Raw genomic sequence first — 25,669 nt, 5'->3', positions numbered from 1 at the left:
AGCACCTTGCAAACTCTGCGCTCAGACTCACATCCAGTCGCGCCCCGTCGCGACACCAACGAAGAAAACTCCCTCGTATGCGCCTGATCCACACCTCCGACTGGCACCTCGGCCAGACCCTCCACGGCCAGGACCGCGACCACGAACACACCCAGTTCCTCGCCTGGCTGCTCGACCAGCTCAGCCTGCATCAGCCCGACGCCCTGCTCATCGCCGGCGATATCTTCGACACGGTCAACCCGCCATTAAAAGCTCAGGAACGCCTCTACGACTTCATCGTTCGCGCCCACGAAAAGCTCCCGCAGCTGGACATCGTGATGATCGCCGGCAACCACGATTCCGGCGGGCGCATCGAACTGCCCGGGCCGCTGATGAAGCGACTCAACGCCCATGCCATCGGTCGCATCAGCTGGATCGCGGAAAACCAGCTCGACCACAAGCGCCTGCTGGTCCCGCTGCACGATGCCAAGGGCGAAGTTGCGGGCTGGTGCCTGGCCCTGCCCTTTCTGCGCCCGGCGGAAGTCACTGGCGGTGAGGCCGGTGAGGACTACATGGCCGGCATCCGCCACGTCCATCAACACCTGATCGCCGCCGCCGAAGCCCAACGCCAGCCGGGCCAGGCGCTGATCGCCATGAGCCACGCGCATATGGCCGGCGGAGCGGTATCGGAGGATTCGGAGCGCAACATCGTCATCGGCAATGCCGAGGCGTTGCCGGCCAGCCTTTTCCCAGAGCCCATCGCCTACGTCGCCCTCGGCCACCTGCACAAGCCGCAGAAGGTCGCCGGGCAGGAGCGCATCCGCTACAGCGGGTCACCCTTGCCGCTTTCGTTCGGCGAGATCAGCTATCCGCATCAGGTGCTGCTGGTCGGCTTCGAGGGCGACCGGCTCGACACCGTCGAAGCGCTGCCCGTGCCCCGCGCCGTGGAGATGATCCGCATCGGCCGCGCGCCGCTGGCGGAGGTGATCGGCCAACTCGAGGCCCTGCCCCCGGTCGGCCTGTTCGCCGAACACCTGCCCTGGCTGGAAGTGCGCGTGCAGCTCGACGAACCCCTGCCGGACCTGCGCCAGCGCATAGAAACCGCCATTTCCGGCAAGGCCTGCCGGCTGGTGCGCATCGCCAGTGAATACGCCGGCAAGCGCGGCGAGGCCGAATCGGAGGTACTGCTCGGCCTCGACCAGATCACCCCGCAGGAACTCTTTGCCCGCGCCTGGGAAGCCCAGTTCGGCAACCCGCCCGACGAACAGGCACTGGATGACTTCGCCAGCCTCCTGCAGGACGTCGAGCTTGCCGGCGAAGGAGACACGAAATGAATATCCTCGCCATCCGGCTGAAAAACCTCGCCTCGCTCGCCGGCGAACAGGTCATTGACTTCACCGCCGAACCCCTGGCCAGCGCCGGCCTGTTTGCTATCACGGGACCTACAGGTGCCGGCAAGAGCACCATTCTCGATGCGCTGTGCCTGGCACTGTTCGGCAGTACGCCACGGCTCGATGGCGCCTCGCTGCTTAGCAAGGTGCCGGATGGCAGCGACGAGATCGGCAGCGGCGACGAGCGCAACCTGCTGCGCCGCGGCTGTGGCAGCGGCTACGCGGAGGTGGATTTCGTTGGCGTCGACGGCCATAGCTACCGCGCCCGCTGGGAGGTCAAGCGCGCCCGGGAAAAGATCGACGGTCGCCTGCAAGCCAGCAGCCAAAGCCTGCTCGATCTGGACAGCAATCAGCTCCTGGCCAGCGGCAAGAAGCGCGAGTTCAGGGAGCTGCTCGAAGCCAAGCTGGGCCTGACCCTGCCGCAGTTCACCCGCGCCGTGTTGCTGGCGCAAAGCGAGTTCTCGGCGTTTCTCAAGGCCGACGACAACGACCGCGGCACCCTGCTGGAAAAGCTCACCGATACCGGTCTCTACAGCCGCCTCGGCCAGGCCGCCTTCGAAGCAGCCAAGCGCGCCCGCGAAGCACTCGCCACGCTGCAACAACAGGCTGGCGGTGTGCAGCCCCTTGAACCCGAAGCGCGCCAATCGCTGGAAGCCCAGCACCAGACGCAACTGGCCGAGCTCAAGGCGCTGCAGCAGCAGCTCGAGACGCTGAAACAGCAGAGTCAATGGTTACAGGACCTGGCCCGCTTGCAAGGCGAGCTCGACAGCGCGAGGCAGCAGCTGACCGACGCTGAAACCGAACACGAAAACCTGGCCGATGCCCGCCGCATTCTCGGGCTGTTCGAACTGCTGGCACCGCAACGGCATCGTTTCTTGCGCGAGGGGGAACTGGCGCCGCTGCTGGCGAAGGTTGAAGAGAACCTGGCTCGCCATGGTCGCGAGCACAGCGCGGTGCAGCAGCGCCTCGACGAGCTGGAGCAGCTCTGCAAGGCATCGACCGAGGCGTTGAAGGCGGCCGAGCAGGCGCTCAAATCGGCCGAGCCTCAGCTGGCTCAGGCGCGCCGCGAAGAGGAACGCCTGAGCGATCTGGCCACAGACCTGAGTGACGCGCGCCGGCAAGCCGAACAGGCCGAGGCCGCGAGCAAGTCCGGCGAACAGACCCTCGCGCAACTGCGACAGCAACAGGAACAGGCCGCCACCCAACTGGCGTCCCTGACCGAAGGGCTTGCCCGCAGCGCCGAGCTGCATCCGTTATGCGCGGCCTGGAATGGCTACCGGCCGCGCCTGCAACAGGCCGTGCAGATAGCCGCTCGCTTGCAAAAGGGCCGTCTGGAACTCCCCGCCCTGGAAACTGCGGCCAAGACCGCCGAGGCCGCACAGCTACAGGCGCGCCAGGCGCTGGACGCGCTGCAGGCCAGGATCGGCGGTGAAACGAGCCTGGCCGATCAGCTTGCGCAACTGAACACAGGGCTCGACGCCTGGCGTGAAGCCCAGCGCGAAGCCGAAACCCTGCTCGGGTTCTGGTCTCGCCATCAGCAGCTAACAGATCAGCAGCGGACGTTACGCGATGAACGGAGCCGCCAGCAGCAGGAACTCGACGCCCTGACGCAGGCAGGCAAGCTCGCTCGCAGCGAGCGGGACGACGCGGAAAAGGCGCTCAAGGTGGTGCAAGCCCTGCTGGAGCGCCAGCGTCTGGCCCGCAGCGCCAATGTCGAGGCCTTGCGCGCGGCGCTGGTCCCCGGCGAGCCATGCAGCGTCTGTGGCAGCCTCGAGCACCCCTGGCATGACGGCAAGGCGCTGCTCGCTGCCCTCGACCAGGGCGATGAGCGCGAAGCCGAGCAGGCCCAGCTGCTGCTGAAAAGTCACGACGAAAAACTCCAGGCGCTGCGCGACCAGCACATCGCCCTGAGCACGGGCATCAAACAGAACGAGCAACGACAAGCCGAGATCACCGACGAGCTGGCAACGCTGGAGGCGCAACTGGCCGCCCTGCCCCTCTATGCCGAGCTGCTGAAGGAGCCGGAAACAGGGCGCCAATTCTGGCTGGACAGGAAACTCGCCACACTCAAAACCGAGATCACCACGGCCAACGCCCGCCAGCGCGAGCTGCTGGCGCTGCAGCAGCGCAGCGAAGCTCTGCAGACCGCTTGGCAAAGTGCACGCGACGCCTGCGTCCAGGCGACTCAGGCCCTTACCGGACAGCGCGACGCCATCAGCCGCGACGAGGAGCGCCTGGATGAAGAACTGGCCGAGTTCGGCAGTCTGTTGCCCGCCACCCTGCTCAGCCAGTGGCGCGAGGCACCGGCGGCAACCTTTATGCAGCTCGACAGCCAGGTCGAGGCGCGGCGCCAGCAGATCGAGCAACAAACAGAGGTCGCTGAGGAGCAGCAACAGCGCCAGAGCGCACTGGAACGTGAGCAGCTGCAGCAACAGAATCGTCTCGATCAGCACAAGGCGTGCGCCGCCCGCCTCAGTGAACTCGAAGCTCGCGAACTGGCCTGTCGCCAGAGCCTGCGTGACAGCCTGGGTGAGCAGCCCAGCGCCCAAGGCTGGCAGCAGCAGTTAGAGATCGCCATCCAGAACGCTCGTCAGCAACAGGCCGACATCGACCGGCAGCTGAACGAAGCGCGCGTCGAGCTCACTCGCCTCGCGGGCGAGCAGCAGAACTGCGCCGGGCGCCGCGACGAGCTGCTGGCCGAACGCAAATCCCTTGGCGAAGAGCTCAACGCCTGGCGCGCCGCCCATCCCGACCTGGACGATGCGACCCTGACGCAGTTGCTGCAACTGGACGACGCCTTGCTCGCTGAAGCCCGCGAGCGGCTGCGCGCCAACACCGAACAGCTCGCCCGCAGCCGTGAGCGGCTGGACGGCTGCACGCAGCGGCTGGCCGCGCACCAGGCCGGGCAACCCGATGCGCCGGATGGCGAAACCCTGAAGCGCCAGTACGCGGAGCAGGAAGTCAGCTGCAACGCGGCCGAGCAACGCTGCGCCGAAACCCGCGCCGCGCTGCTCGACGACGACCGCAGGCGCAACCAGAGCCAGTCCCTGCTCCAGCAGATCGCCGAGGCGACGACGGAAAGCCAGCGCTGGGGTCGTCTCGCGGCGCTGATCGGTTCCAGCGACGGTGGCGCCTTCCGCAAGATCGCCCAGGCCTACAACCTCGACCTCCTGGTGCAGCACGCCAACGTGCAGCTGCGCCAGCTGGCCCGGCGCTATCGGCTCAAGCGCGGCGGGAGCCCGCTGGGGTTGCTGGTGATGGACACGGAAATGGGCGACGAGCTGCGCTCGGTGCATTCACTGTCGGGTGGCGAGACCTTTCTCGTCTCGCTGGCGCTGGCACTGGGGCTGGCCTCCATGGCCTCGAGCAAACTGAAGATCGAGTCGCTGTTCATCGACGAAGGCTTCGGCAGTCTCGATCCGGAGTCGTTGCAAATCGCCATGGATGCGCTGGACTCGCTGCAGGCCCAGGGCCGCAAGGTGGCGGTGATCTCACACGTGGCGGAAATGCACGAGCGCATTCCGGTGCAGATACAGGTGCAGCGACAGGGCAACGGTCAGAGCGGGCTGAGGATCATCGGCGCGGCAGGGTTCTAAGCCAGGGGGCAAGCACGACATCGGCTGCCGTGCTTGCCCTGCCATCAGCCCATTGCGGCCCCGTAGCGCCGCTGTACTTCCGGCCAGTTGATCACCTGGTAGAACGCGTTGATGTATTCCGGCCGGCGGTTCTGGTAGCGCAGGTAATAGGCGTGTTCCCAGACGTCCAGTCCGAGGATCGGCGTGTTGCCGTTCATCAGGGGGCTGTCCTGATTGCCGGTGTGTTCCACGACCAGCTTCTTTTCAGGTGTGACACTGAGCCAGGCCCAGCCACTGCCGAAGCGCGACACGGCCGCTTTGGTAAAGGCTTCCTTGAATTTATCGAAGCCGCCCAGCTGCTCAACGATGGCCTTGGCGAGCTCGCCTTCCGGCGTTCCGCCGGCGTTGACGGCCATGACTGTCCAGAACAGCGAGTGGTTGGCGTGACCGCCACCCTGGTTGATCACCGCAGCCTGCTTATCGGACGGCAGCTGCTGGATCATCGTCAGCAGTTTTTCTACCGGAATCTCAGCCCACTCGGTGCCTTCCAGTGCCGCGTTGAGGTTGTTGATGTAGGTTTGGTGGTGCTTGGTGTGGTGGATTTCCATGGTCTGGGCGTCGATATGAGGCTCCAGCGCGTCGTAGGCATAGGGAAGCTCGGGAAGGGTGTGGGGCATGTCAGTGAACTCCGTGAAATGGGCTTTCATGCAGGAGCGCCTGCTGTTGCAGCATTGATACAGGCTGGTTGGCGCTGCGCTTGAGCACGCGGCGGATGCGCGGGGTGTCGCCATGGGCGGTGGTGAACTGCAAAAGCTCGACATAGCTATGCCGGCTGTGCCGTAGGCAAGCCTCGCGTAGCTCTGCTTGGAGGCGCAGATCCATGAGGCACTTGAGCAGGTGCTCATGGATGGCGCAGAGGTATTCGGCGCTCTCCTCCGGCTGTTTCAACCGCAGGTGCACATCGGCAAGGTTGTGGTGGGAGATGACATAGGCAGCGACCGCTTCATCGGCGTCGTGCCAACGCTCGAACAGCACCCGGCTTAGCGCCAGCGCCTGCAGATAATGCTCTCGGGCATCGATGTATTCGCCTTGGCTGAAAAGCCGGTTGGCCAGTTCGATGGTCCGTTTCCAGTGCTCCATGATGGATCTCCTTGAAGCGAGGCTTCAGCGGATGGGAGGTGCACAACAGGCAAAGCGCAGCGGAGAAGGACGCGCCGAACGCCTTGCGCTAATGAGTTTAATTATCATTTAGCGAAGGGGCGGGCAAGCATTCTCTCTATCGCACCGACAGACGTGCAGCGCCACAGGACAGCTCCGGGCTACTTGAAAGACATGCAGTCGCTAGGTCGGCGCTGAAGCGAAGCGAGGCGAGAAGGCTCAACGCTGAACCGAGAGTGATACCAGGCAGCGGGTTCGCTTGGCAGGATGCATTGGAAGCGAACCGGCAGACGCCGCTTGTGGCCACGCCGCCGGGATTCGCACGAGAGAGGGTGTCACGGGCGCGCCGCTTGTGGCCGTACGCCTGCCGGACCGATACGGATCAGCCACGAGCGGGGCGAGCTTACGAACTCAAGCTTTCAGTCAGCTGTCGACCCTTCACGCCTAGCCGAGTCATCAGCATGAGCCAGACCACGATCTCCGAGCAGCTGCATGCCATGCATGAGCAAGGCTTCGTTCTGCTGCGCCAGGTCCTGCAGCCGCAGCAGATCGAGGTCGTCCGCGCCGCCATCGATCGCCTCGAACCCATTCACTGGGACTACCAGGGACTGGTGGACGACCATTACAAATGCGTCTTCAACCGGGACCCGTTCTGGCTGCCCCTGCTCGATCCTCCTGGTGTGATCGAGTTGGCCGAAGCCTGTCTTGGAAGGGATTGCCACCTGATCGGCCAGACCGCCTGGCGCAGCCATCCGGGCTTCGTTGGCGGCGAGCTGCATGCCGATTACCTCGTCATGGAGCTGCCCGAGCACCTGTTGGCGGATTCCGCTTTCAAGCTGCCGATGCAGATCTGCACGGCACATATCTACCTCGACCGGATCGATTCCGACCTCTGCCCTACCCTGGTGATACCCGGCAGCCACCGGGCCGGCCGCAAACCGCGCCCGGGTGAAACCCACTGGCAGGGCCACGAGCCACATCCGGTGCTCTGCGAAGCCGGTGACGTGCTGCTGTTTCGCAGCGACCTCTGGCACGCAGGCAGCCGCAACCGCACGGTCGACCGCAGCCGTTATCTGCTGCAGGTGCACTACGGGCGGCGGATGGTGGCGCAGAAGTTTTCGCCCTATCTGCAGTGGCAGTTCAACCCGGACGTCATCGCCGCCGCCACGCCAAGGCAGCGTCGTCTGCTCGGTGAACACGAGGCGTCGGAGTACGACTGATCATGGCTCTCGGGTAGCGATCGGCCCTGCTCGCGTCTTCTCCGCACCTTCCGGGGTGGGCTGTTGTGCACTTTCGAGATCAATCGATGCCAGGCCGACCGAACCCTCGCGCTTCCCCCCCTTCTAAGCAGTCATCGACTAGAGGAGGTTGCCATGACCAAACTACCCTTCACTGCGCTCGGCTTTGCGCTCCTGGCCCCGGCCGTGTTCGCCCAGACGCCGAAGCCAGAGGTGATCACCCATCTCAATGGGCTGGACATTGAAGTCAGCGCCATGGGTGTACCGACCTCGACAACCGAAGCCGGCGGTGAACTGGTCGGGATACGTGCCGTCAAGGTCATGAACAACACAGGCGATACGGTGACCTGCGAATTTCACGTGCCTGCCGATGCGCGCGCGGACACCTCCGCCCCGCCCGTCTTTTCCGTAAGCCCCAATACCCAGCGCGTGGAGCGCGTGCCTGGCAATTACTCGCCGGACCAGCCGTTCGCTGAACTGACCTGCCGCGGAGCCGCCGAGAGCGTTGGCACCCCGACGGTCATCCCTTCCAGCGAGCCGGATGCCGAGCCCGCCGCCGATACCCAGCCTCACACTGAATCCGCCACCGAGACGGGCACCGGCATTCCTGCCGACTCGACGCGTTCGCGAGAAGGCAACAGCCGCGATCGGTGACTCAACCCTATACCTGGCCCGGCCTGCCGAGGTCCGGGCTTTTAACGCCGTTCCTCTCGAATGAACGGAATCCCCAATGCGCCAGGCTGGGTGCCGGTGACATTCCTGCCGCTGGCGACCCAGATCATCACGGCAAGCGTCACCGCGTAAGGGGTCATCAGCACGAAGTACTGCGGCAGGCGCACCCCGGCGGCGGCCAGTTGCGGGATCAACGCTTCGATACAGCCGAACAGCAGCGCACCAGCCAACGCCTTCCAAGGCGACCACCGGGCGAAGATCACCAACGCCACGGCAATCCAGCCGCGGCCGCCGGTCATGTCGGCGATCCACAGCTTGGTACTGAGCACCGAAATATAGCCGCCCGCCAGTCCGATCAGCGCTGAACCGGCCAGGATGGCGGCCAGCCGATAACCGAGCACGGAAATGCCCGCCGCATCCGCCGCCTGCGGATTCTCTCCAACGGCGCGCATCCGCAGGCCAGTGGTGGTCCGTGTCAGAAAGGCGACCACGGCGAGAAAGATCAGCGGCGTCATGAACACCAGCGGGTTCTGCACGAAGAGCTTGCCCAGCAGTGGCAGCTCCGACAGCGGCCAGAGCTCAATGGCGCCCAGCCCCTTCACCGGCTTGTTGGTCCAGTCCAGCAGCGTGCCTAGCAAGCCGGTCAGCCCCTGGCAGAAGAACACCAGCGCCAGGCCGGCGATGACCTGATTGATGCGCAGCATCAGCACCATCAGCGCGAACAGCAGCGACACCACCGCCGCCGCGCCCATGGCCAGCAGGAGCGATATCCCCGGCATGCCATAGGCCAACTGCGCGCCGATCCCGGCCAGGGCACCGACGAGCATCAGTCCCTCGGCACCGAGGGCCAGCACGCCAGCACGTTCGGTGAGGATCAAGCCCAGCGCCGCGAGGGCGAAGGGCACGGCGAAGTCCGGCGTGTTGCCGAGCCAGTTGGCGATCATGTCCATCAGCTTTCGCCTCCCTGAACGCGGCGGATACGGTGGCGGATAAAGAAATCCGAGGAGGCGACGCAGATCACCAGGATCGCCTGGATCAGCTGCACCATGGAAAAGGGGATCTGGTAGAACACCTGCAGGCTGCGTCCGGCAACGAACAGCATCGCCATCAAGAGCGCCACCACCAGTGCAGCCACCGGGTTGTTGCGGGCGAGAAAGGCGATGAGGATGCCGGAGAAGCCGTAGCCCTGGTAGAACGACTGGGTCAACCGCCCCTCCTGCCCGGCCGTGACGAGAAACCCGGCGATCCCGGCCATGGCGCCGGAAACCAGCACCGTGCCGATGATCATCTTCTGCACCGGCACGCCCACCGCGCCGGCCACTCGCGGGTTGGCATCGACAAAGCGCAGGTACAGCCCGGCGCGGGAGATGCCGAGAAACCACAGCGCCAGCAGCGCGACGATCACCGCCAGCGGCACCGCCGCACTGAAGCCCTCGAACAATTCGGGCAAGCGCTCGAACGACTGGAACTGCGGCGAATAGGGGAACGAGCTCCTCGGGTCCTTCCAGCTGCCGTACAGTAGGTGCAGCAGGAAGTTGATCGCCAGGTAATTGAGCATCAGCGTCGAGATGATCTCGTTGACCTTCAGCCGCAGCTTGAGCAACACCGGCGCCAGCGCCCAGGCGAGGCCGCAGAAGATGGCCGCTACCAGCATCAACGGCAGACGCAGCGCCGGAGGGCCAACCTCGAACAGCGAGATCGCCGTGGCACCGATGGCGCCCCAGATCATCTGGCCCTCCAGCCCGAGGTTCCAGAACTTGGCGCGAAACGCCATGCAGCCGGCCAGACCGACCAGGATCATCGGCGAAGCCTGAAACAGCACGGCGGTCAGACTCTGCGCATCGAATACCGTGAGAATGACGAACTCGTTGAGCAGCTCGCCGACCGGTACGCCAGCGGCGACGAGGATCGCGGCGGAAATGCCCAACCCCAGCAACAGCGCGAGGCCGATGATCACAGCCTGCCAATGCCAGGCCAGTTGCTGGCGGATCTCCAGGGCGTAGCGTCGCGACAGCAGCGGCGGCTTGGGCTGCTTCGCGGCCTGCGTAGCCTGCTCGAGCATCACCGGGCGTACCTGCTCATTCATGTCTTGCCCCTTCGGTAGTGAGTTCTCCATGACTGACCATGGCCCTGCCGATGGCCTGGCGATCCGCTGGCCTGTCGAATTCGGCGACGATGCGTCCGCCGCTCATCACGCCGATGCGATCGGCCAGGGCCAGCACCTCATCGAGGTCTTCGCTGATTACCAGCACCGCTGCGCCGGCCTCGCGGGCGGCGCGCAGGCGGGCATGCACCGCGGCGGTGGCGCGCACGTCGAGGCCGCGGCTGGGGCTGTGCACCAGCACCAGCTGCGGGTCGCGGGAGAACTCCCGGGCGATCACCAGCTTCTGCGCGTTACCGCCGGAGAGCAGCGCGGCCTTCTGTTTCAGCGAGCGCACGCCCTGCACATCGAAACCCGCGACTGCCTCGGCAGCCTCCGCCTCCAGACGCTTACGCCGCAGCTTGAAGAAGGAGCCGTAGCGCCCGCTATGGACCTGGCCGACACCGAAGTTCTCGGCTACCGAAAGCTCCCCCGCCAGCGCGGCGCCGTAGCGATCCGCCGGGATTGCGGCGATGCGCAGCTCGCGCCGTTGCTCGGCGCTGGCCCGGCGCAGATCGCCGAAGCCGGTTAGCTCCAGCGTGCCATCGCAGGGCTCGGGCAGACCCATCAGCACGTTGGCCAGTTCGCTCTGGCCGTTGCCGCCGACGCCGGCGATGCCGTAGATCTCGCCGGCTCGCAGGCTCAGGTTCACGCCATTGAGCACGCCCTGGCCGCCCGCGCCAGACGACCTGAGGTCACGCACCTGCAACCGCACCTCGCCCGGTATCGCCGGCTGGTACTCGCTGGCCGGCGCGGATTCGCCCACGGTTAGGCGCACCAGCTCGGGCACCGAGACCGTCCGCGGGTCGAGGGTCTGGATGGTACGACCGCCCCGCATCACGGTGACGCGGTCGGCAAAGCGTTTCACGTCGCTCATCTTGTGGGTGACCAGGATCACCGCCGCGCCCTGGCGGGCAAAGGTGCGCACCGTTTCTAGCAGGCGCTCGGCTTCCCCATCGGTCAGTACCGCCGTCGGCTCGTCGAGGATCAGGATGCGCGCACCGGCCAGCAGCACCTTGAGAATCTCCACCCGCTGCTGCTCGGCCACCGAAAGCGACTCGGTGATCTTGCGCGGGTCGATGCTGAAACCCAGCTCGGCCGCCTTGTCGCTGATCCGCTGCTCCAAAGCCGCCAGACGCTGGCGATGGCTGCCCGAGAAGGCGTGGTTGCCCGGCCCCTCGGGCAGCGCCAGCTGGATGTTCTCGGCCACGGTGAAGGGCTTCACCAGCTTGAAGTGCTGATGAACCATGCCGATGTGGTAGCGGCTGGCATCCCGCGGGCCGCTGAGCCGCACCGCATTGTCGTTGATCAACAGCGATCCGCTCTTCGGTGCGTAGAGGCCGGCGGCGATGTTCATCAGCGACGACTTGCCTGCGCCGTTCTCACCGAGCAGCGCGTGCACCTCGCCCCATTTGGCGGTGAAGTCCGCCTGGGACAGGGCCATGAAGCCGTCGAACGACTTGCTGACCCCGGAAAGCTGGATCGCGTTGAGGTTGCTCATTGCTGGGTGGTCACTCCCTTGACGAACCAGTCCATCTGCCACAGCGCTGGGTCGGCCATCACCTCACCGGCGGCGATGCGCTCGGTGCCGTCACGGTCGAGCATCGGGCCGGCGTAGATCTGCATCTCGCCTTTGAGCAGCGCTTCGCGGGCGGCCATGATCTTCGCCTTGTCCGCTTCGGAGACCGCCGGGCCACAGCAGGCTGCATCGGTACCGCCTTCGGCCATGGACAGCAGCGCGCCGTTCTCCGGCGGCGTCCAGTTGCCGGCGCTGATCTTCTTCAGCTCCGGCGCGAGGAACTTGTCCCACACCCAGACCGACGAGCAGACGGTGGCGTCCGGGGCAAATTCGCGCATGTCGCGGTGGTGACCGGTCCCATGCACACCGCGCTCCTGGGCGACGATCTGCGGCGTCGGGCTGTCGACGTGCTGGCCGAGCACGTCGGCGCCGGCATCGATCAGCGCCATCGCCGCAGCGCGCTCCTTGACCGGATCGTTCCAGGCGCCGGTGTAGACCACGGTGACGGTGGCGTCGGGGTTGATCTGCTGAGCGCCGAGGGCGAAGGCGTTGACCGTCCAGTTCACCTGACCGAAGGGGTTGGCCGCGACAAAGCCGAGCTTGCCGGTCTTCGACGCCGCGCCGGCAGCCATGCCGCACAGATACTGGCTCTCGTAGGTGCGGCCGTAGAAGGATTCGAGGTTGGCGCTATTGGTGGTGCCCGAGCCGTTGAGGAAGGCCACGTCCGGGTACTTGGCGGCCAGCTCCTTGAAGGTGTCGGAATAGCCGAAGGCGGTGCCGATGATGACGTTGGCGCCGCGCTGGATCAGCCGGTCCACTGCCGGGCGGATCGAGGAAGCGTTCTCCGGCACGCTTTCGACGTACTGGATCTTGGTGTCCAGCTCGGTTTCGAGCTTCTGCCGCGCCTCGTCGAAGGCCTGGGTCCAGCCACCGTCATTGCGTGGGCTAATGTAGAGCATGGCGATCTTCGCCGGTTTATCGAGGGTCAGCCCTTCCTGCGCCGAAGCGACGCCAACAGTCGTTGCCAGGCCGAGAGCCACCGCCGCACACAAGGTCCGTTTCATCTTTTTGAGCATTTCTGGTCTTCCTGAGGTTGGCACGTCAAAGCATGTGGTTGATGCGAAACACGTTGTCTTCCGGGTCCAGCAGCACCGCCTGATACCAGTGGTAATAGGTCTCGTAGGGCGCCTTGATCAGCCGCGCGCCCATGGCGACGGCGATGGGTACCAGCCGCTCGACCTCGTCTTTCGAATCGACGTCGATGTTCAGCAGGAACTTGCAGCCGCGGGTGTCGGCGAATTCGTCCAGCTGCAGCAGCTCGTAGGCTTCCGGCGCGTTGAAGCCGATGCAGCTCTTGCCGGTATCCAGCCCGCGAAAGATCGGCGAGGCGATTTCGGGAATGTTCCTGAAGCCGAACAGCTCGCGGTAGAAGCCGCTCAGCGCCTCGATGTCCCGGGCGAAGACGTTGACGTAGGACAGCGTGCTCATGCGACCTCCAGGCCTTTGCCGAAGGTGGTCTGCTTGACGAACTTGGAGAGCAGGTTGTCGCCGGAGGTGACCGGCGCATGACGTGGCGGATTGGTCGCGCTGCAGCAGCCCGGCAGGCATTCGATCAAGGCGTCGTAGTTGGGCTGGTGGAAGAACACCAGTGACTGCCGTCCGTTGTCGGCAGGGCTGTCGGCCGGCGGGTTGACCACCCGATGCAGCGTGGAAATCCACTGGTCGTTGGTCCACTGCATCATCAGGTCGCCGATGTTCACGGCGAAGCCGCCCTCCACGTAGGGCACGTCCACCCACTCGCCCTGGCGGTTGCGCGCCTGCAGGCCGCCGAGGGCGTTGTCCGGCTTGACGATGGTCAGGCTGCCGTAATCGGTGTGGGCACCGGCGCGCATCTGCCCCGGCTCCACCGCGCCCTTCAGGTCCGGGTAGCTGAGGCTGCGGAACATGCTGATGTGCTTGTCGATCTTGTCGTCGAAGAAGGTCTCCGGCAGATCCAGCGCCAGGGCGAAGATGCGCATCAGCGACTGCGCCAGCGTGCTCATGGCGGCGAAGTACTCGCGATAGGCCTGTTCGAAGCCCGCGATGCCGCTGGGCCAGACGTTCGGTGCGAAATGTGGGCCGGCGGCGGTGCAGCGGTAGTAGGGCTCGTCCGGTACGTCGCTGGGGCCGATGGAAAACGACTCCTTCAGGTCACCCGGGGCCGCCTCTTCGAGCGAATAGGACAGGCTCTCCTCGGCCACCGCGCTGTAGCCGCGCACCATGTCCGGGCTGGGCCGGTCGACCTTGCGCTTCTCGGCCAGCGGCAGGGCGAAGAACTGCCGTGTCAGCCGCGACACCCGCTCGACCAATTCGGTAGGAATCTGATGGTTGGTAATGACCAGAAAGCCGATGTCGCGACAGGCCTGGTCCACGGCGCGGGCGACCTGCAGCTTGCCCTCCGGCGTGCCGGCGAAATACGGCGCCAGGTCGATGATGGGAACGTATTGCAGAGTCATGGGTGACGCACTCCTCTGACGCAAGGCGGGTAACGAGCGCGTCGCCGATAGCGCGGGCGCTTCTTTGTATGCGTGACGCCGCCGCCCGCGTGCACGCCGGGCGACGGGGAGAAGAGAGCAGAAAGCGTGCCACTCAGCCGATTCGCTTAAGGATCAGAGACTTAGCTTTTTCGACGGATACAAATGGATCAAATGGTCCGGTTCGGAGCACTTGGTTTGTGCGCATGGCACGAAAAGCGGGCGCCATGGCGTCAGGTCACGATCAGGCCGCATGCGTCTTCCGACCCACCAGCAATCGATTATTGATAATAGTTATCAATTGGCTATAGCATCTGCCCCTCTGTTCGAAGCCCTCAAAGGAAATGCCTCAATGCGTCGACTTCTCGTGCCTGTGCTGTCGCTACAGGCGCTCGCCGCCACCGCTTACGCCGCTGAACAACCGGAACCAAACGACGAGCCCATCGCGCTTGAACAGATGGAAGTCACCGCCACTGGGGCCGAGCGCGGCGATGGGCCGGTAGACGGCTATCGAGCAACCCGCTCGGTCAGCGCGACGCGCACCGACACGCCGATTCACGAAATTCCGCAGTCGATCAGCGTGGTGCCGGGACAGGTAGTAACAGACATTGGCGCAACCCGGCTGGAGGACGCGCTGGATTACGCCGGCGGCGTAGAGCGGGGCAATAACTTCGGCGGCCAGGGCCTGACCGAATTTCTGGTCCGCGGCTTCAGCTCACAGGAGTTCTACCGCAACGGATTCGCTATCAACCGCGGCTACCCCAACATGCCGGACGCCGCCACCCTGGAGCGCATCGAAGTGCTGCGCGGCCCGGCTTCGATGCTGTATGGGCGCGGTGACCCCGGCGGCACCTTCAACATCGTCAGCAAGCAACCACAGGTTGAACAACGGACCGTACTGGGGACCCAGTTCAACACCGAAGGGCTGCGTCGCGGCACGCTGGACACCACCGGCGCCCTGGACGAGCAGGCCGAATTCACCTATCGCCTGAACCTGGTGGCCGAAGGCGCCGACAGCTTCCGCGACCATGTCGAAAGCGAGCGCTACAACATCGCCCCGGTGCTGCGCTGGGATCTCAGCGATGCTACGGCGATCATTCTGGAGGGCGACTACCTGCACAACCGTCACCCACTCGACCGCGGCGTGACGCGTTACGCCGGCCAGCAAGGCCAGCTGCCGCGTGACCGCTTCCTCGGGGAAGAAAGCGCCGGCAAGTTTACCAACGAAAACGCCATGACCCAGCTGCGGATCGAGCACTTGCTGAATGATCAGTGGACGCTGCGCGGCGGCGTGCAATACCTCGACGGCAGCCTGGATGGCGGCGCGGTCGAGAACAACGGACTGGCCGCTGACGGCCGCACCGTAGGCCGTAATTACAGTGAACGCTGGCTGGAATGGAACGACTTCGCCCTCCAGGCCAATGCCGAAGGCCGCTTCAGCGCGCTGGGCTTCATGCATACGCTGCTGACCGGCGTCGAGTACGACGATTTCAACTACAACTCACGAATTGATCGTTCCGCTGCCGGCAACGGCGCCTTCCCGCTCGACATCTACGAACCGGTCTACGGTCAGCCGCTGCCAGCCATCACCCGCACCACCACCTTCGACGACGAGGACCTGAAATCCTATGCGTTTTATATGCAGGACCAGGTCGAGCTGACCGAGCGTCTCACCCTGCAACTGGGTGCGCGTCTGGAGCGCTTCGAGCAGAACTACATCAACAAGCTATCGCCCGCCGGCAGCTGGGACCAGGCGCATAACGCCGTCTCGCCGCGCATCGGCGCCATCTACGACCTGACCGAAGCGCTGGCCGTCTACGCCAACGCCTCCCGCTCGTTCAAGCCCAACCGTGGCGCCGACCGCAGCAGCCAGGCATTCGACCCCGAGGAAGGTGTCGCCTACGAGACAGGCATCAAGTACGAGCTGCCGGAACACAACCTGAGCGTGACGGCCGCGCTGTTCCACATCACCAAGGAAAACGTGCTGACGGCTGACCCGGCCAACGTTGGCTCGCAGTCCTTCCAGGTGGCCGCAGGCGAGGTCCGCAGCCGCGGCTTCGACCTCAGTATCGCCGGTAACATCACGCCGCAATGGCGCGTGATCGGCGGCTACGCCTACGTTGACGCCGAAGTCACCGAAAGCAACAGCGCCGCCATGCTAGTAGGCAGTCGCCTGGCCAACGTGCCGGAGCACAGCTTCAACCTGCTGGACACCTACGAGTTCGACAACGGCGCGCTGGACGGGCTGGGCCTCGGAGTCGGCGTGAAGTACGTCAGTTCGCGCAAGGGCAGCACCTCGAACACCGCTTTCGACATGGGCGCCTACACCGTGGTTGATCTGCTGGCCTACTACCCGCTCACCGACCGCGTTCGCCTCAACCTCAACCTCGACAACGTCTTTGACGAGGAATACGACGAGCGCGCCTGGGGCAATATCTGGGCCTATCCAGGTGCTCCCCGCACGCTGCAGGCCGGTATCTCCATCGAGTTGTAACCACCCGCCGTCTCTCGGAAAGCGGACTGCCGCTTTCCGAGACGACACAAGGCCCGCCTCTCCCCTTGCCGATGGCGCTCAGCGCGCATTATTAATCGCAGGAGAGGCCGCTCTATCCGCCATGCAGCCACCGCGGCGCCATTGCGGGAACGCCAGCCCGAATTCAGCCTCGCTGTATACGATCAAGCGGGCTCAGTACGGCCAGGCCACATCGATTTAGCACACCCGCAGTCCCGCAGTCGCAAGGCCTCCATCAAGCGAAGCCCGGCTCCATACAGGAGTTGAGTGACAAGGCCGACCTCACCCTCAAGCAGGCTGAGGGTCTTCTGCACTTCTTGAATAGACAGCACGACCGGCAGGTGCGCGGGTTTCTTGGCGCGCACCACCTCGCCAAGCCAGGGTGAATCCTGTTTGAGCACCTGCTTATAAAGAAACAGCAGCGCAGCAAGCGCTTGGTTCTGCGTAGAAGCAGAAACGTCGCCGCGAACCGCAAGGTCAGAAAGAAAAACTTCGACTTCCGCAGCCCCATCTCAAGCGGGTGCTTATAGTTTTGAAACCGTACGTAGAGCTTGATCCACTCGCAATAGACACGTTCAGTTCTAATCGGGTAGTGTTTCAGCCTGATCTGATCGCGAACCTGATCGAGCAATCGCGGCTTTCCGTCCATGGTGTATAACTCCCTTATACCGTCATCATCCCTTTGGAAGGCCCACCCTAGACAAGGAAAGCAACTGTGGCAAGGAACGTTGTCCACCAGTCCCGTCCGGCGTCTTATACACCACTTGGTGTCTAATTATAGTTATGTACTCATCTGGCAACGGAGTAGCCATTGAAAATTTATTACGTCGACGCTGAAAATATCGGCCTCAGTATGCTGGATGAGCCAACAATCTCCATACTTGATAGAGTTTTCGTTTTCAAATTCAGAAAGCCTAAAATCTGCATGCAGTAATGCGCTATTAACCTGTGTAAGCGGTTATCCTTCGGGGCAAAATCAAGCAGATTTCTACATAATTGCTCATCTATCAAACGTTTTATCGCATCTCTCAAAACATGAGAAAAAAGCAATAGAGTTCAAGCTTTGCTCCAAAGACCAAAATCTTTGGAAAGCATTTGAATTTCAATGTTCACTTGCCGGCGTGAAATCTAGCGCGCCACATATCGCCATAGAAATCGAGCCAAATAACGTTGTAGTCGCAATTGACACATCCATTGAGACAAAAATTCTCAAGCTAATGTCTCAACCCATCACGTCAATTGAAATACAACATAAGCTCAAGGTCCCGCAGTCCGAGTTCACAACATCATTCAATCAGCTTATAAAAACTGGCAAAATCAAACGTCAGGAAAACTCAAAAAAACATTGGCTACGAGTTAAGGGCACATAACAAATGGCTCAAACCGTTCGCTTCGCTCACTGGGACGGGCTAAAGCCCGCCCCTTAACCAAACGCTAGGTGTCAATCACGAAATGGATCTCAATGACCTCGCAATAAACTACTATCACGACTCTCTTGTTCTCGCTCAAAAGGCGATGTTCTCTGGGATTATCGTGTCAGGTATTGCATATCTGTCTGCCATTATCGGCATAGGTAAAGCCTCTTATACCATCCCCTTTATTGGTATCGAAGTTGAGTCATTGAGCTATTTTTCAATCTCACTTTTGTGCTTATATTTTGCATGCGGCATGTTGTGCTTGCACGGCATGAATAAAGCGCTCTACAACTGGGAATTAATTTCGGATCACGAACTTTCCTCACGCCTTCTTCATACGCCTAACATATTAATGTCGAGCATCATATTTAAAGCATTGTTATATGGCTCACTATTTACTGTCGGCTCAAGCCTGTCAGCTCAAATTCTTAGCATATCTGGCTGGAAGGTGTACCTGGTAGGCAGCATCGTTTGCTTCCCTTATTTTTACGCGCTAAGGCTTCAATCATATTTCGAAAAGCCGGCACGAACCAAATCCGCGGACAACCCTAACTAGTGGTTGAAGTCGCTCGCTGCGCTCACTCGAGAAGGGCTAAACGGCCCCTTAACCAAACGTTAGACATCGGGAGTACTCATGATTCCTGCACCGTCGATTAAATCTATCCAAGCCGCACTCGACCGGGGCCTTGGTATCAAGGTACGTCGCGTGACCAAGCGGGTACCGCAGATAAATTTCGGTTTGATTGTTGCTGGTCGGCCACCACCACCTCAGTACAAGACCGAATTGATTGAAGAAAGAACTGAACAATGGTCAAAGCTTGTCGGCTTGCTCTTCTGCATGCCGACTAGTAAGCCCGGGAGGGACGAAATTCTTCCCAATCTTGACTATTTCCACCATCGCTCAGCACTTTTCGTTGACTTTTTTTGCATCGGCTATGGTACGGAACCTAACGGTGATGCAGACCGCAGCAGTCCCCGACCCGCAGCCATCGTCGATAATGCACAGTGGAGGTTCACTCCGTCCGAATTCAATGCCTGCCGAGCAGAGATTGAGAGTCACACGAAATGGCGGTTTAGTGGAGAAACCGATCTTCTCCTTGCCGTCGCGAGGAAGCCAAAAAACGGGGGTGCGACTCTCGACTATTCGTCAGTCATAGCCTGCAATCTCGAGGAGATGATCCGTGACAACGCGATACCGAGCGTGCGCGGCTTCTTTGAGAAGATCTTTCAGTTCGGCGAACAATACAAGGGCGCGGACCCAGTTTGGGAGCTGAGCGACCAATTCGGGCTAGCGGGCGGCGGGAAACTTCTTGAGGAGAGCGTGCTTTCACTCTTGCCGGAAGTTGTCAAGAAGCAATACAAGGCCACAAAGCACCTTGCAATCTCCGACGTATCGCGCTGAAGTCTAACATTCCCGTCCAGAGGGACGCTCCGCCAGCAAGCTTCGCTTGCTTTATCCGCGCCCCCGGGCTTGCACATTAGATGCATGAAATGAAGAAGCGTCTCGAGGGCCCTTTGGGTTAAAGAACATGGCTTTTTCCGCTGGGATTTTACGTATCCACCAAAGCTATAACGGGTTGCGCCATGCCTAACTAGTGGTGCAAACCGTTCGCTACGCTCACTGGGCCGGGCCAAAGCCCGCCCTTTAACCAAACGTTAGGGATGCTTTGAAGTAGCCCTGTAATTCCGGCCAACTTCAGCCCCCTCCGATTTTGAAAGCGATATACCGTTCAAGAAATGATCAGATCGCTCGCTTATATCTGAGCTTTAGCCGCCGCGAGCTTCTCCGGACAGCGATTTATTGCACTACAGGCGCACCTCTCCTGTATCCGCCAGTAAATGCCGGCGCGCCATCCACAGGTTCGACCGGGCCAACAGCGTCACCGAGGCTGTGCTGATGCGGTCCGATTCACTTCCCTGTGAACAAGCGACTCGTCGAAACGAGTGAACTTCCCCCCCAGCGGCATGATCCCCTTTTAAGCACAGTCAGAGCGATCCGGACTGCCAGCGCATTCGCGCCGGGCATCAGGTCCGGGTCGCCCAGCGATGAGGATGCTTCCGTGACCGTTATCACCCACAGCACGCACCACACCACACACAGTATTTCCCGTCATGTACCAAACCCGATTCACGCAACGTTGCTTGGGGGAACCGTTCCGCTGTTTCTTGGCGGCCTGTTAAGCGATATCGCGTATTTCCAGACCTATGAGATTCAGTGGACCAACTTCGCGTCCTGGCTGATCGCCGGGGGACTGGTCTTCTGCGGGTTGGCCATCCTGTTCGCGCTGGTCAACCTGGTTAAAGCCACCCATAAGAAAGGGCGGCCGCTGATCTATCTGTTGCTCCTGGCCGCTAGCTGGGTGCTGGGCTTTTTGAATGCGCTCGTGCACGCCAGAGATGCCTGGGCGAGCATGCCATCAGGCCTGATCCTTTCGGTGATCGTGACCCTCTTGGCCTGTGCGGCGACCTGGATCGGCTTTAGCAATCTGCGCGCTGGAGGTGAAGCATGAAATACGCAGGCCCACTAAGCGCCCTGAGCGTGGCGTTGTTATTGAGCGCATGCGGCGGCGCGGATCAGGATATCGCGTTGGTAAAAGGTGAAAACCCCAAACTCGACGAGCCTCAGCGGGGGCTGCTGCCCAGCATGACGATTGCCGACCCGGTCGGCTGGGGTGACAAAACGCCAACGGTCCCCGAGGGATTCACGGTAAGCGCAATCGCGACCGACCTGCAGATCCCGCGGCAAACCCTCGTGCTGCCGAACGGGGACATCATCGTGGCCGAAGGCAAAGGCGGCAACGCGCCCAAGCTGAAACCGAAGGATGTCATCGCCGGCTACATCAAGGCAAAGGGCAACAGCTCGGTCAAAAGCGGTAACCGTCTGACCTTGCTTCGCGATGCCGATGGTGACGGCGTGTACGAACTGCAGAAGGTCTTTGCGGACGACCTTAACGCGCCGTATGGCCTGGCGCTGGCTAACGGGAACATCTACGTGGCCAACCAGGACTCGCTGGTGCGCTTCGAGTATCAGGAAGGTCAGACCGAGGCCAGTGGCGAGCCGGTAAAGGTCACCGACCTGCCGTCGCAGATCAACCATCACTGGACCAAGGCGTTGACGGTCAGCCCGGATGGGCGCTTCCTGTATGTCGGCATCGGCTCGAACAGCAACATCACCGAGCGCGGAATGGAGGCTGAAGTCGACCGGGCGATGATCTGGCAGATCGACGCAGAAACCGGCGCGCACAAGCCCTACGCAACGGGCCTGCGCAACCCAACGGCACTGACGATACGTCCCGACACGGACCAGCTATGGGCGGTGGTGAACGAGCGGGACGAACTTGGTCCGAATCTGGTCCCTGACTACCTCACCTCGGTACAAGAAGGCGGCTTCTATGGCTGGCCCTACAGTTACTGGGGGCAACATGTCGACGAGCGCGTTCGGCCGCAGAACCCCGATCTGGTCGCCGCCGCGATCAAACCGGACTATGCGCTGGGCCCACACGTCGCAGCGCTCGGCGTGGATTTCTCCTCGCCTGTGATGGGCGAGCAGTTTGCCGAGGGCGTTTTCGTTGGCGAGCATGGCAGCTGGAATCGCGAGAATCCGTCCGGCTATCAGGTGGTCTTCGTCCCGTTCAGAAACGGAAAACCTTCGGGCGAGCCGGTTGATTTCGTGACTGGCTTCCGCACCGCCGAAGGGACGCACGGCCGCCCGGTGGGTGTGACGGTCGACCCGCGCGGTGCTCTCATCGTGGCTGACGACCTGGCCAACATCGTATGGCGGGTGACCCGAACGCAGTAAGGCCACCGGGTGATACGTCCAGCATCAGAGCCCTGATCGCGAGGCCCCACCGCAGGTGCGCTGGGGCCCGACTTTTGGAGAAAAAAAGATGGTGATGAAGCGACTCTCCCTGCACCTCGTCAGCGCCATGGCCCTGGGTACGGCTTCGCTCGCAACCGCTGCGCCTGACGCCGTTGAACAGGATCAATGGCCGTTCACCGCAACGCCACGCGCCAGTTTCTCCGAGCCCTGGGCCATGACCTTTCTGCCGGACGGGACGGCATTGGTCACGGAAAAGCGCGGCGTGCTCAAGCATGTCGACATAGCGACGGGAAAGGCGAAGGAGATCGATGGCGTGCCGGAGGTTGCCTACGGCGGCCAGGGCGGGCTGGGTGATGTGATCTTTCACCCGGACTATGCACAAAACAAACGGATTTATCTCAGCTATGCAGAGAGGGGCAAAGGCGGCGATCGCGGTGCTGCGGTCGCTCAGGCGACGCTTTCTCTGAATGGCAACGGCGGCTCGCTTTCCGATGTGCAGGTAATCTGGCGGCAAGAGCCCAAGGTGTCTGGCGGCGGGCATTACGGCCATCGCCTCGCATTCGGGCCGGACGGCAAGCTGTGGATCTCGTCCGGCGAGCGGCAGAAGTTCAAGCCTGCACAGGACATGGACGCCAACCTGGGCAAGATCATCCGTCTGAACGAGGACGGCAGTGTGCCGCAAGACAATCCCTTCGCGGACCAGGGAGGCGTAACGGCACAGATCTGGTCGCTGGGCCACCGCAACCCGCTCGGGATCGCCTTCGATGCGCAGGGCCGCCTGTGGGAACAGGAAATGGGCCCCGAAGGCGGCGACGAATTCAACCTGATCCAGAAAGGCGGCAATTACGGGTATCCGGAAGTCTCCAACGGCAATCACTACGGCGGAAGCCCCATCCCGGATCACAGCACACGCCCGGAATTCATCGAGCCCAAAATAAGCTGGAACCCGGTCATCTCCCCTGCCGGCCTGATCATCTACAACGGCGACCGCTTTGCCGACTGGAAAGGAAATGCGTTCGTTGGTGGGCTGTCGTCCGAGGCCCTGGTTCGCATCACCCTGAACGGCGAAGAAGCCAGCGAGGCCGCACGCTATGACATGGGTGCGCGCATCCGCGAAGTCGAACAAGGTCCCGATGGCAGCATCTGGCTGCTGGAAGACGGGGATGGCGGACGCTTGCTGGAGCTTAAGCCGAAATAGGCTGATGCATCGGCTGGCTGCGTGCGGCAAGGCGCAGCCAGACCGGGACTGCATCGGGACTGGTGAGGCAGGTGCCCCGCCCCTCGGGCCTTTCCCCTCGCCTATCCATCAAAGGATTGAATCGCCGCAACAAGCGCAACCCCGTCACGGTCTCGTAACACACCCGGCCTAGCGTGCTTTGGCTAACCCCAATCCCCGAAGCCGAGGCCCGCATGAAAGCTCCGACCCGCCTGACCCGCACCGCGCTCTCCACCGCGTTGACACTGGCCCTGCTGCCGCTGGCCTCGCAGGCCGCTCCCTCTCGTGCTGCGGAGTATTTCGAGCGGGTCGCGACCTTTCCGGTGTACCGCAACCTGGGCGCCGATGAAGACGCTTCAAAGCAGACAGTCGCCGAAATCACTGCCGTCAGCCGCGATGGCCGCACGCTGATCTACACCGACAGCCCCGGCAAGCGGATTGGCCTGGTGGACATTCGCGACCCGAAATCGCCCGAGCCGGCCGGATTCGTCCAGCTCGAAGGCGAGCCGACCTCAGTCGCCGTGCATCAGCACTACGTACTCGTCGCGGTGAACACCTCGCTCAGCTTTGCCCAGCCCGACGGCGTGCTGGCGGTGTTCGATATCCGCAACCCCGCGCAGCCCAAGCGCGTCGCCACGCTGCCCATGGGCGGCCAGCCGGACTCCATCGCCATCAGCCCGAGGGGGCGCTATGCCGCGGTAGCCATCGAGAACGAGCGTGACGAGGACCTGAACGACGGCTTGATTCCGCAGCTGCCTGCCGGTTTCCTGCGCATCGTCGATCTCAAGGGTCAGCCATCGCGCTGGAGCACACGCGACGTGGACCTGACCGGCCTGGCCGAGGTCGCGCCAAACGATCCTGAGCCTGAATACGTCAGCATCAACGACCAGGACGTCGCTGCCGTCACCCTGCAGGAAAACAACCACATCGTGCTGGTCGATTTGCGCCGTGGCAGCGTGCTGCGCCATTTCAGCGCCGGCCAGGTCGATCTGGACGGCGTGGACGTGGAAGAGAACGACCGCATCGAGCCGGTAGGCGTGCTCACGAGTAAACGCCGCGAGCCGGATGCGATCGCCTGGGTTGGCCCGCTGCTGGCGACCGCAAACGAGGGTGACTACGAGGACGTCAACGGCGAGGAAGGCGGCAGCCGCAGCTTCACGCTGTTCGACTTCAACGGCCGTGTCTGGTACGAAGCCGGCGCCTCGATGGAACACGCCTTCATCCGCGCCGGGCACTACCCGGAAAGCCGCTCGGAAAACAAGGGCATCGAGCCTGAGGGCATCGCCTCGGCTAGCTTCCGCAAGCAGGACTTCCTGTTCGTCGGCAGCGAGCGCGGCAATGCCGTAGCCGTCTACGACGTGGCCCGGCCATGGGCACCGGTCATGCACCAGTTGCTGCCGGCCGGAATGGGGCCGGAAGGCATCCTGCCGATCCCAGCGCGCAATCTGCTAGTGGTCAGCAGTGAGGAAGATTCAGCCGAAGACGGCTATCGCTCGACGATCTCGATCTATCAGTACGGGGCTAAAACCTCGTCGTACCCGGAGATCCGTTCCACCGACAGTGCCCTGATCCCGTGGGGCGCATTGAGCGGCATGGTCGCGGACCGTACGCAGGCCAACCGTCTCTATGCCGTGCCGGACAGCTACTACAAGGCCTCGCGCATCTTCAAGATCGACACGAGCAAAACACCGGCAATCATCGATGGACTGACCGAACTGCGCAAAGCCGGCGAGACCGTCATCTATGACCTGGAAGGTATCGCCCAGGCCGCAAATGGGGACTTCTGGCTGGCATCGGAAGGCAACGGCAAGACCAGGCCGAACCTGCTGATACGGGCCAACGCCACCGGTGAGGTGCTTCAGGAATACACCCTACCTGCCAATGTCGCGACGCAGCAGACCAGCAGCGGTTTCGAAGGCGTCTCGGTGGTCGGCGAAGGCGCCAGCACTCGCGTGTACGTCGTGTTCCAGCGCGAGTGGAAGAACGATCCGGCCGGCAAGGCGCGCATCGGCGTGCTGGATCCGGAGAGCGGCGAGTGGGGCTTCTACCATTACCCGCTCGACCCGGCGGTCGAAGGCGGCTGGGTCGGGCTGTCCGAACTCACCTCGCTCGGCAGTGGCCAGTTCCTGGTCATCGAGCGAGACAACCAGCAGGGGCCAGCCGCCGAGGTCAAGCGCCTATACCGCATCGACCTGAGTGGCCTGCAGCCCGCCACCGAAGGCCAGACATTCCCGCTGGTGACCAAGCGCCTGGAACGCGACCTGCTGCCGAAGCTGAAGAGCACCGGCGGCTGGGTACTGGACAAGGTCGAAGGCGCCGCGGTGGACAAGCAAGGCCGCCTGTTCATCGTGACCGACAACGATGGCGTGGAAGACGCCAGCGGCGAGACGCGCTTCATGCGGCTCGGGACGGTCAAGCGCTAGGTCACCTACGGGCCGAAAGGCTCCAGAACCAGCCTTGCCTGCGCGCGCCTGCGAGCAGGCAAGCGCAGCGCTTGTGCGCCATGGGCAATCAGAAGCTC

At 62.7% G+C, this 25,669-nt stretch carries 19 protein-coding genes and 2 pseudogenes; 12 read left to right on the top strand and 9 right to left on the bottom strand.

What is annotated here, in order from left to right; all coding sequences use genetic code 11:
* Positions 1 to 77: 77 nt before the first annotated feature.
* Together AC4LFW_RS00860 and AC4LFW_RS00855 are read left to right on the top strand one after the other, a co-directional pair.
* Positions 78 to 1,313 carry an exonuclease SbcCD subunit D C-terminal domain-containing protein gene (locus AC4LFW_RS00860; RefSeq protein WP_491816967.1) on the top strand — a complete coding sequence of 412 codons (1,236 nt, stop codon included), beginning with the start codon at positions 78 to 80 and terminating at the stop codon, positions 1,311 to 1,313.
* Complete coding sequence (locus AC4LFW_RS00855) at positions 1,310 to 4,966, top strand: AAA family ATPase (RefSeq protein WP_491816965.1); 3,657 nt, start codon at positions 1,310 to 1,312, stop codon at positions 4,964 to 4,966. Before AC4LFW_RS00860 ends, AC4LFW_RS00855 begins: the two co-directional genes overlap by 4 nt.
* Positions 4,967 to 5,010: 44 nt before the next feature.
* On the opposite strand, the gene AC4LFW_RS00850 is transcribed toward AC4LFW_RS00855, so the two are convergent.
* Positions 5,011 to 5,622, bottom strand: coding sequence for a superoxide dismutase (locus AC4LFW_RS00850; RefSeq protein ID WP_491820080.1), 612 nt, complete (start codon positions 5,620 to 5,622; stop codon positions 5,011 to 5,013).
* Position 5,623: 1 nt separating this feature from the next.
* On the bottom strand, positions 5,624 to 6,085 hold the full coding sequence (locus tag AC4LFW_RS00845; protein ID WP_491816963.1) for a DUF2753 family protein: 462 nt from the start codon (positions 6,083 to 6,085) through the stop codon (positions 5,624 to 5,626).
* Between the two features lie 479 nt (positions 6,086 to 6,564).
* Here AC4LFW_RS00845 and AC4LFW_RS00840 point away from each other — a divergent pair, with 479 nt between their 5' ends.
* Complete coding sequence (locus AC4LFW_RS00840; protein WP_491816962.1) at positions 6,565 to 7,323, top strand: phytanoyl-CoA dioxygenase family protein; 759 nt, start codon at positions 6,565 to 6,567, stop codon at positions 7,321 to 7,323.
* A gap of 153 nt (positions 7,324 to 7,476) precedes the next feature.
* Positions 7,477 to 7,845, top strand: a pseudogene (locus AC4LFW_RS00835) (hypothetical protein); the annotation flags it as partial.
* 191 nt (positions 7,846 to 8,036) lie between these two features.
* On the opposite strand, the gene AC4LFW_RS00830 reads toward AC4LFW_RS00835, so the two are convergent.
* Genes AC4LFW_RS00830 through AC4LFW_RS00805 form a run of 6 tightly spaced genes read right to left on the bottom strand, consistent with a single transcriptional unit; the run spans position 8,037 to position 14,167 of the window.
* Positions 8,037 to 8,963 (bottom strand): ABC transporter permease, encoded by a 927-nt coding sequence (locus tag AC4LFW_RS00830; protein ID WP_491816960.1) that lies wholly within the window; start codon positions 8,961 to 8,963, stop codon positions 8,037 to 8,039.
* Positions 8,963 to 10,099 (bottom strand): ABC transporter permease, encoded by a 1,137-nt coding sequence (locus AC4LFW_RS00825; protein WP_491816958.1) that lies wholly within the window; start codon positions 10,097 to 10,099, stop codon positions 8,963 to 8,965. Before AC4LFW_RS00825 ends, AC4LFW_RS00830 begins: the two co-directional genes overlap by 1 nt.
* On the bottom strand, positions 10,092 to 11,654 hold the full coding sequence (locus AC4LFW_RS00820; protein WP_491816956.1) for an ABC transporter ATP-binding protein: 1,563 nt from the start codon (positions 11,652 to 11,654) through the stop codon (positions 10,092 to 10,094). Before AC4LFW_RS00820 ends, AC4LFW_RS00825 begins: the two co-directional genes overlap by 8 nt.
* A complete protein-coding gene (locus AC4LFW_RS00815; protein ID WP_491816955.1) occupies positions 11,651 to 12,748 on the bottom strand; it encodes a BMP family ABC transporter substrate-binding protein in 1,098 nt (365 codons plus the stop codon). Before AC4LFW_RS00815 ends, AC4LFW_RS00820 begins: the two co-directional genes overlap by 4 nt.
* A 25-nt stretch (positions 12,749 to 12,773) precedes the next feature.
* Complete coding sequence (locus tag AC4LFW_RS00810) at positions 12,774 to 13,160, bottom strand: VOC family protein (protein WP_491816953.1); 387 nt, start codon at positions 13,158 to 13,160, stop codon at positions 12,774 to 12,776.
* A complete protein-coding gene (locus AC4LFW_RS00805; RefSeq protein WP_491816951.1) occupies positions 13,157 to 14,167 on the bottom strand; it encodes an isopenicillin N synthase family dioxygenase in 1,011 nt (336 codons plus the stop codon). The genes AC4LFW_RS00810 and AC4LFW_RS00805 overlap by 4 nt, the downstream gene beginning before the upstream one ends.
* A gap of 370 nt (positions 14,168 to 14,537) precedes the next feature.
* Between AC4LFW_RS00805 and AC4LFW_RS00800 the strand changes: the two genes are divergently transcribed.
* Positions 14,538 to 16,679 carry a TonB-dependent siderophore receptor gene (locus AC4LFW_RS00800; protein ID WP_491816949.1) on the top strand — a complete coding sequence of 714 codons (2,142 nt, stop codon included), beginning with the start codon at positions 14,538 to 14,540 and terminating at the stop codon, positions 16,677 to 16,679.
* Between the two features lie 182 nt (positions 16,680 to 16,861).
* On the opposite strand, the pseudogene AC4LFW_RS00795 reads toward AC4LFW_RS00800, so the two are convergent.
* Positions 16,862 to 17,346: pseudogene (locus AC4LFW_RS00795) on the bottom strand (phage integrase N-terminal SAM-like domain-containing protein).
* Positions 17,347 to 17,557: 211 nt separating this feature from the next.
* On the opposite strand from AC4LFW_RS00795, the gene AC4LFW_RS00790 reads away from it, so the two are divergent.
* The 7 genes from AC4LFW_RS00790 (at position 17,558) to AC4LFW_RS00760 (ending at position 25,571) form a co-directional block, all read left to right on the top strand.
* Complete coding sequence (locus AC4LFW_RS00790; RefSeq protein WP_491816947.1) at positions 17,558 to 18,067, top strand: hypothetical protein; 510 nt, start codon at positions 17,558 to 17,560, stop codon at positions 18,065 to 18,067.
* Between the two features lie 82 nt (positions 18,068 to 18,149).
* On the top strand, positions 18,150 to 18,668 hold the full coding sequence (locus AC4LFW_RS00785; RefSeq protein ID WP_491816945.1) for a hypothetical protein: 519 nt from the start codon (positions 18,150 to 18,152) through the stop codon (positions 18,666 to 18,668).
* A 78-nt stretch (positions 18,669 to 18,746) separates the two neighbouring features.
* Positions 18,747 to 19,514: a hypothetical protein gene (locus tag AC4LFW_RS00780; RefSeq protein ID WP_491816943.1), complete on the top strand. Its 768-nt coding sequence runs from the start codon at positions 18,747 to 18,749 to the stop codon at positions 19,512 to 19,514.
* A 658-nt stretch (positions 19,515 to 20,172) separates the two neighbouring features.
* The gene (locus AC4LFW_RS00775; RefSeq protein WP_491816941.1) at positions 20,173 to 20,622 is read left to right on the top strand and encodes a DUF2231 domain-containing protein; all 450 of its coding nucleotides are present in this window, start codon (positions 20,173 to 20,175) and stop codon (positions 20,620 to 20,622) included.
* Complete coding sequence (locus tag AC4LFW_RS00770; protein ID WP_491816939.1) at positions 20,619 to 21,911, top strand: PQQ-dependent sugar dehydrogenase; 1,293 nt, start codon at positions 20,619 to 20,621, stop codon at positions 21,909 to 21,911. The genes AC4LFW_RS00775 and AC4LFW_RS00770 overlap by 4 nt, the downstream gene beginning before the upstream one ends.
* A gap of 94 nt (positions 21,912 to 22,005) precedes the next feature.
* Entirely contained in the window at positions 22,006 to 23,130 is a 1,125-nt protein-coding gene (locus AC4LFW_RS00765; RefSeq protein ID WP_491816937.1) for a PQQ-dependent sugar dehydrogenase, read from the top strand.
* Positions 23,131 to 23,342: 212 nt separating this feature from the next.
* Entirely contained in the window at positions 23,343 to 25,571 is a 2,229-nt protein-coding gene (locus tag AC4LFW_RS00760; RefSeq protein ID WP_491816935.1) for an esterase-like activity of phytase family protein, read from the top strand.
* The last annotated feature ends 98 nt before the right edge of the window (positions 25,572 to 25,669 follow it).

The sequence above is a fragment of the Stutzerimonas sp. C6.4V genome, assembly GCF_058536345.1.
This window is presented reverse-complemented; position numbering and strand designations above follow the sequence as displayed.

What these genes read in the sequence shown, in the direction of transcription:
- AC4LFW_RS00820 (WP_491816956.1), bottom strand. Translation starts at nt 11,654, where the DNA reads ATGAGCAACCTCAACGCGATCCAGCTTTCCGGGGTCAGCAAGTCGTTC.
- AC4LFW_RS00805 (WP_491816951.1), bottom strand. Translation starts at nt 14,167, where the DNA reads ATGACTCTGCAATACGTTCCCATCATCGACCTGGCGCCGTATTTCGCC.
- AC4LFW_RS00810 (WP_491816953.1), bottom strand. Translation starts at nt 13,160, where the DNA reads ATGAGCACGCTGTCCTACGTCAACGTCTTCGCCCGGGACATCGAGGCG.
- AC4LFW_RS00815 (WP_491816955.1), bottom strand. Translation starts at nt 12,748, where the DNA reads ATGCTCAAAAAGATGAAACGGACCTTGTGTGCGGCGGTGGCTCTCGGC.
- AC4LFW_RS00850 (WP_491820080.1), bottom strand. Translation starts at nt 5,622, where the DNA reads ATGCCCCACACCCTTCCCGAGCTTCCCTATGCCTACGACGCGCTGGAG.
- AC4LFW_RS00830 (WP_491816960.1), bottom strand. Translation starts at nt 8,963, where the DNA reads ATGGACATGATCGCCAACTGGCTCGGCAACACGCCGGACTTCGCCGTG.
- AC4LFW_RS00840 (WP_491816962.1), top strand. Translation starts at nt 6,565, where the DNA reads ATGAGCCAGACCACGATCTCCGAGCAGCTGCATGCCATGCATGAGCAA.
- AC4LFW_RS00800 (WP_491816949.1), top strand. Translation starts at nt 14,538, where the DNA reads ATGCGTCGACTTCTCGTGCCTGTGCTGTCGCTACAGGCGCTCGCCGCC.
- AC4LFW_RS00825 (WP_491816958.1), bottom strand. Translation starts at nt 10,099, where the DNA reads ATGAATGAGCAGGTACGCCCGGTGATGCTCGAGCAGGCTACGCAGGCC.
- AC4LFW_RS00760 (WP_491816935.1), top strand. Translation starts at nt 23,343, where the DNA reads ATGAAAGCTCCGACCCGCCTGACCCGCACCGCGCTCTCCACCGCGTTG.
- AC4LFW_RS00780 (WP_491816943.1), top strand. Translation starts at nt 18,747, where the DNA reads ATGATTCCTGCACCGTCGATTAAATCTATCCAAGCCGCACTCGACCGG.
- AC4LFW_RS00785 (WP_491816945.1), top strand. Translation starts at nt 18,150, where the DNA reads ATGGATCTCAATGACCTCGCAATAAACTACTATCACGACTCTCTTGTT.
- AC4LFW_RS00770 (WP_491816939.1), top strand. Translation starts at nt 20,619, where the DNA reads ATGAAATACGCAGGCCCACTAAGCGCCCTGAGCGTGGCGTTGTTATTG.
- AC4LFW_RS00790 (WP_491816947.1), top strand. Translation starts at nt 17,558, where the DNA reads ATGAGCCAACAATCTCCATACTTGATAGAGTTTTCGTTTTCAAATTCA.
- AC4LFW_RS00860 (WP_491816967.1), top strand. Translation starts at nt 78, where the DNA reads ATGCGCCTGATCCACACCTCCGACTGGCACCTCGGCCAGACCCTCCAC.
- AC4LFW_RS00855 (WP_491816965.1), top strand. Translation starts at nt 1,310, where the DNA reads ATGAATATCCTCGCCATCCGGCTGAAAAACCTCGCCTCGCTCGCCGGC.
- AC4LFW_RS00845 (WP_491816963.1), bottom strand. Translation starts at nt 6,085, where the DNA reads ATGGAGCACTGGAAACGGACCATCGAACTGGCCAACCGGCTTTTCAGC.
- AC4LFW_RS00765 (WP_491816937.1), top strand. Translation starts at nt 22,006, where the DNA reads ATGAAGCGACTCTCCCTGCACCTCGTCAGCGCCATGGCCCTGGGTACG.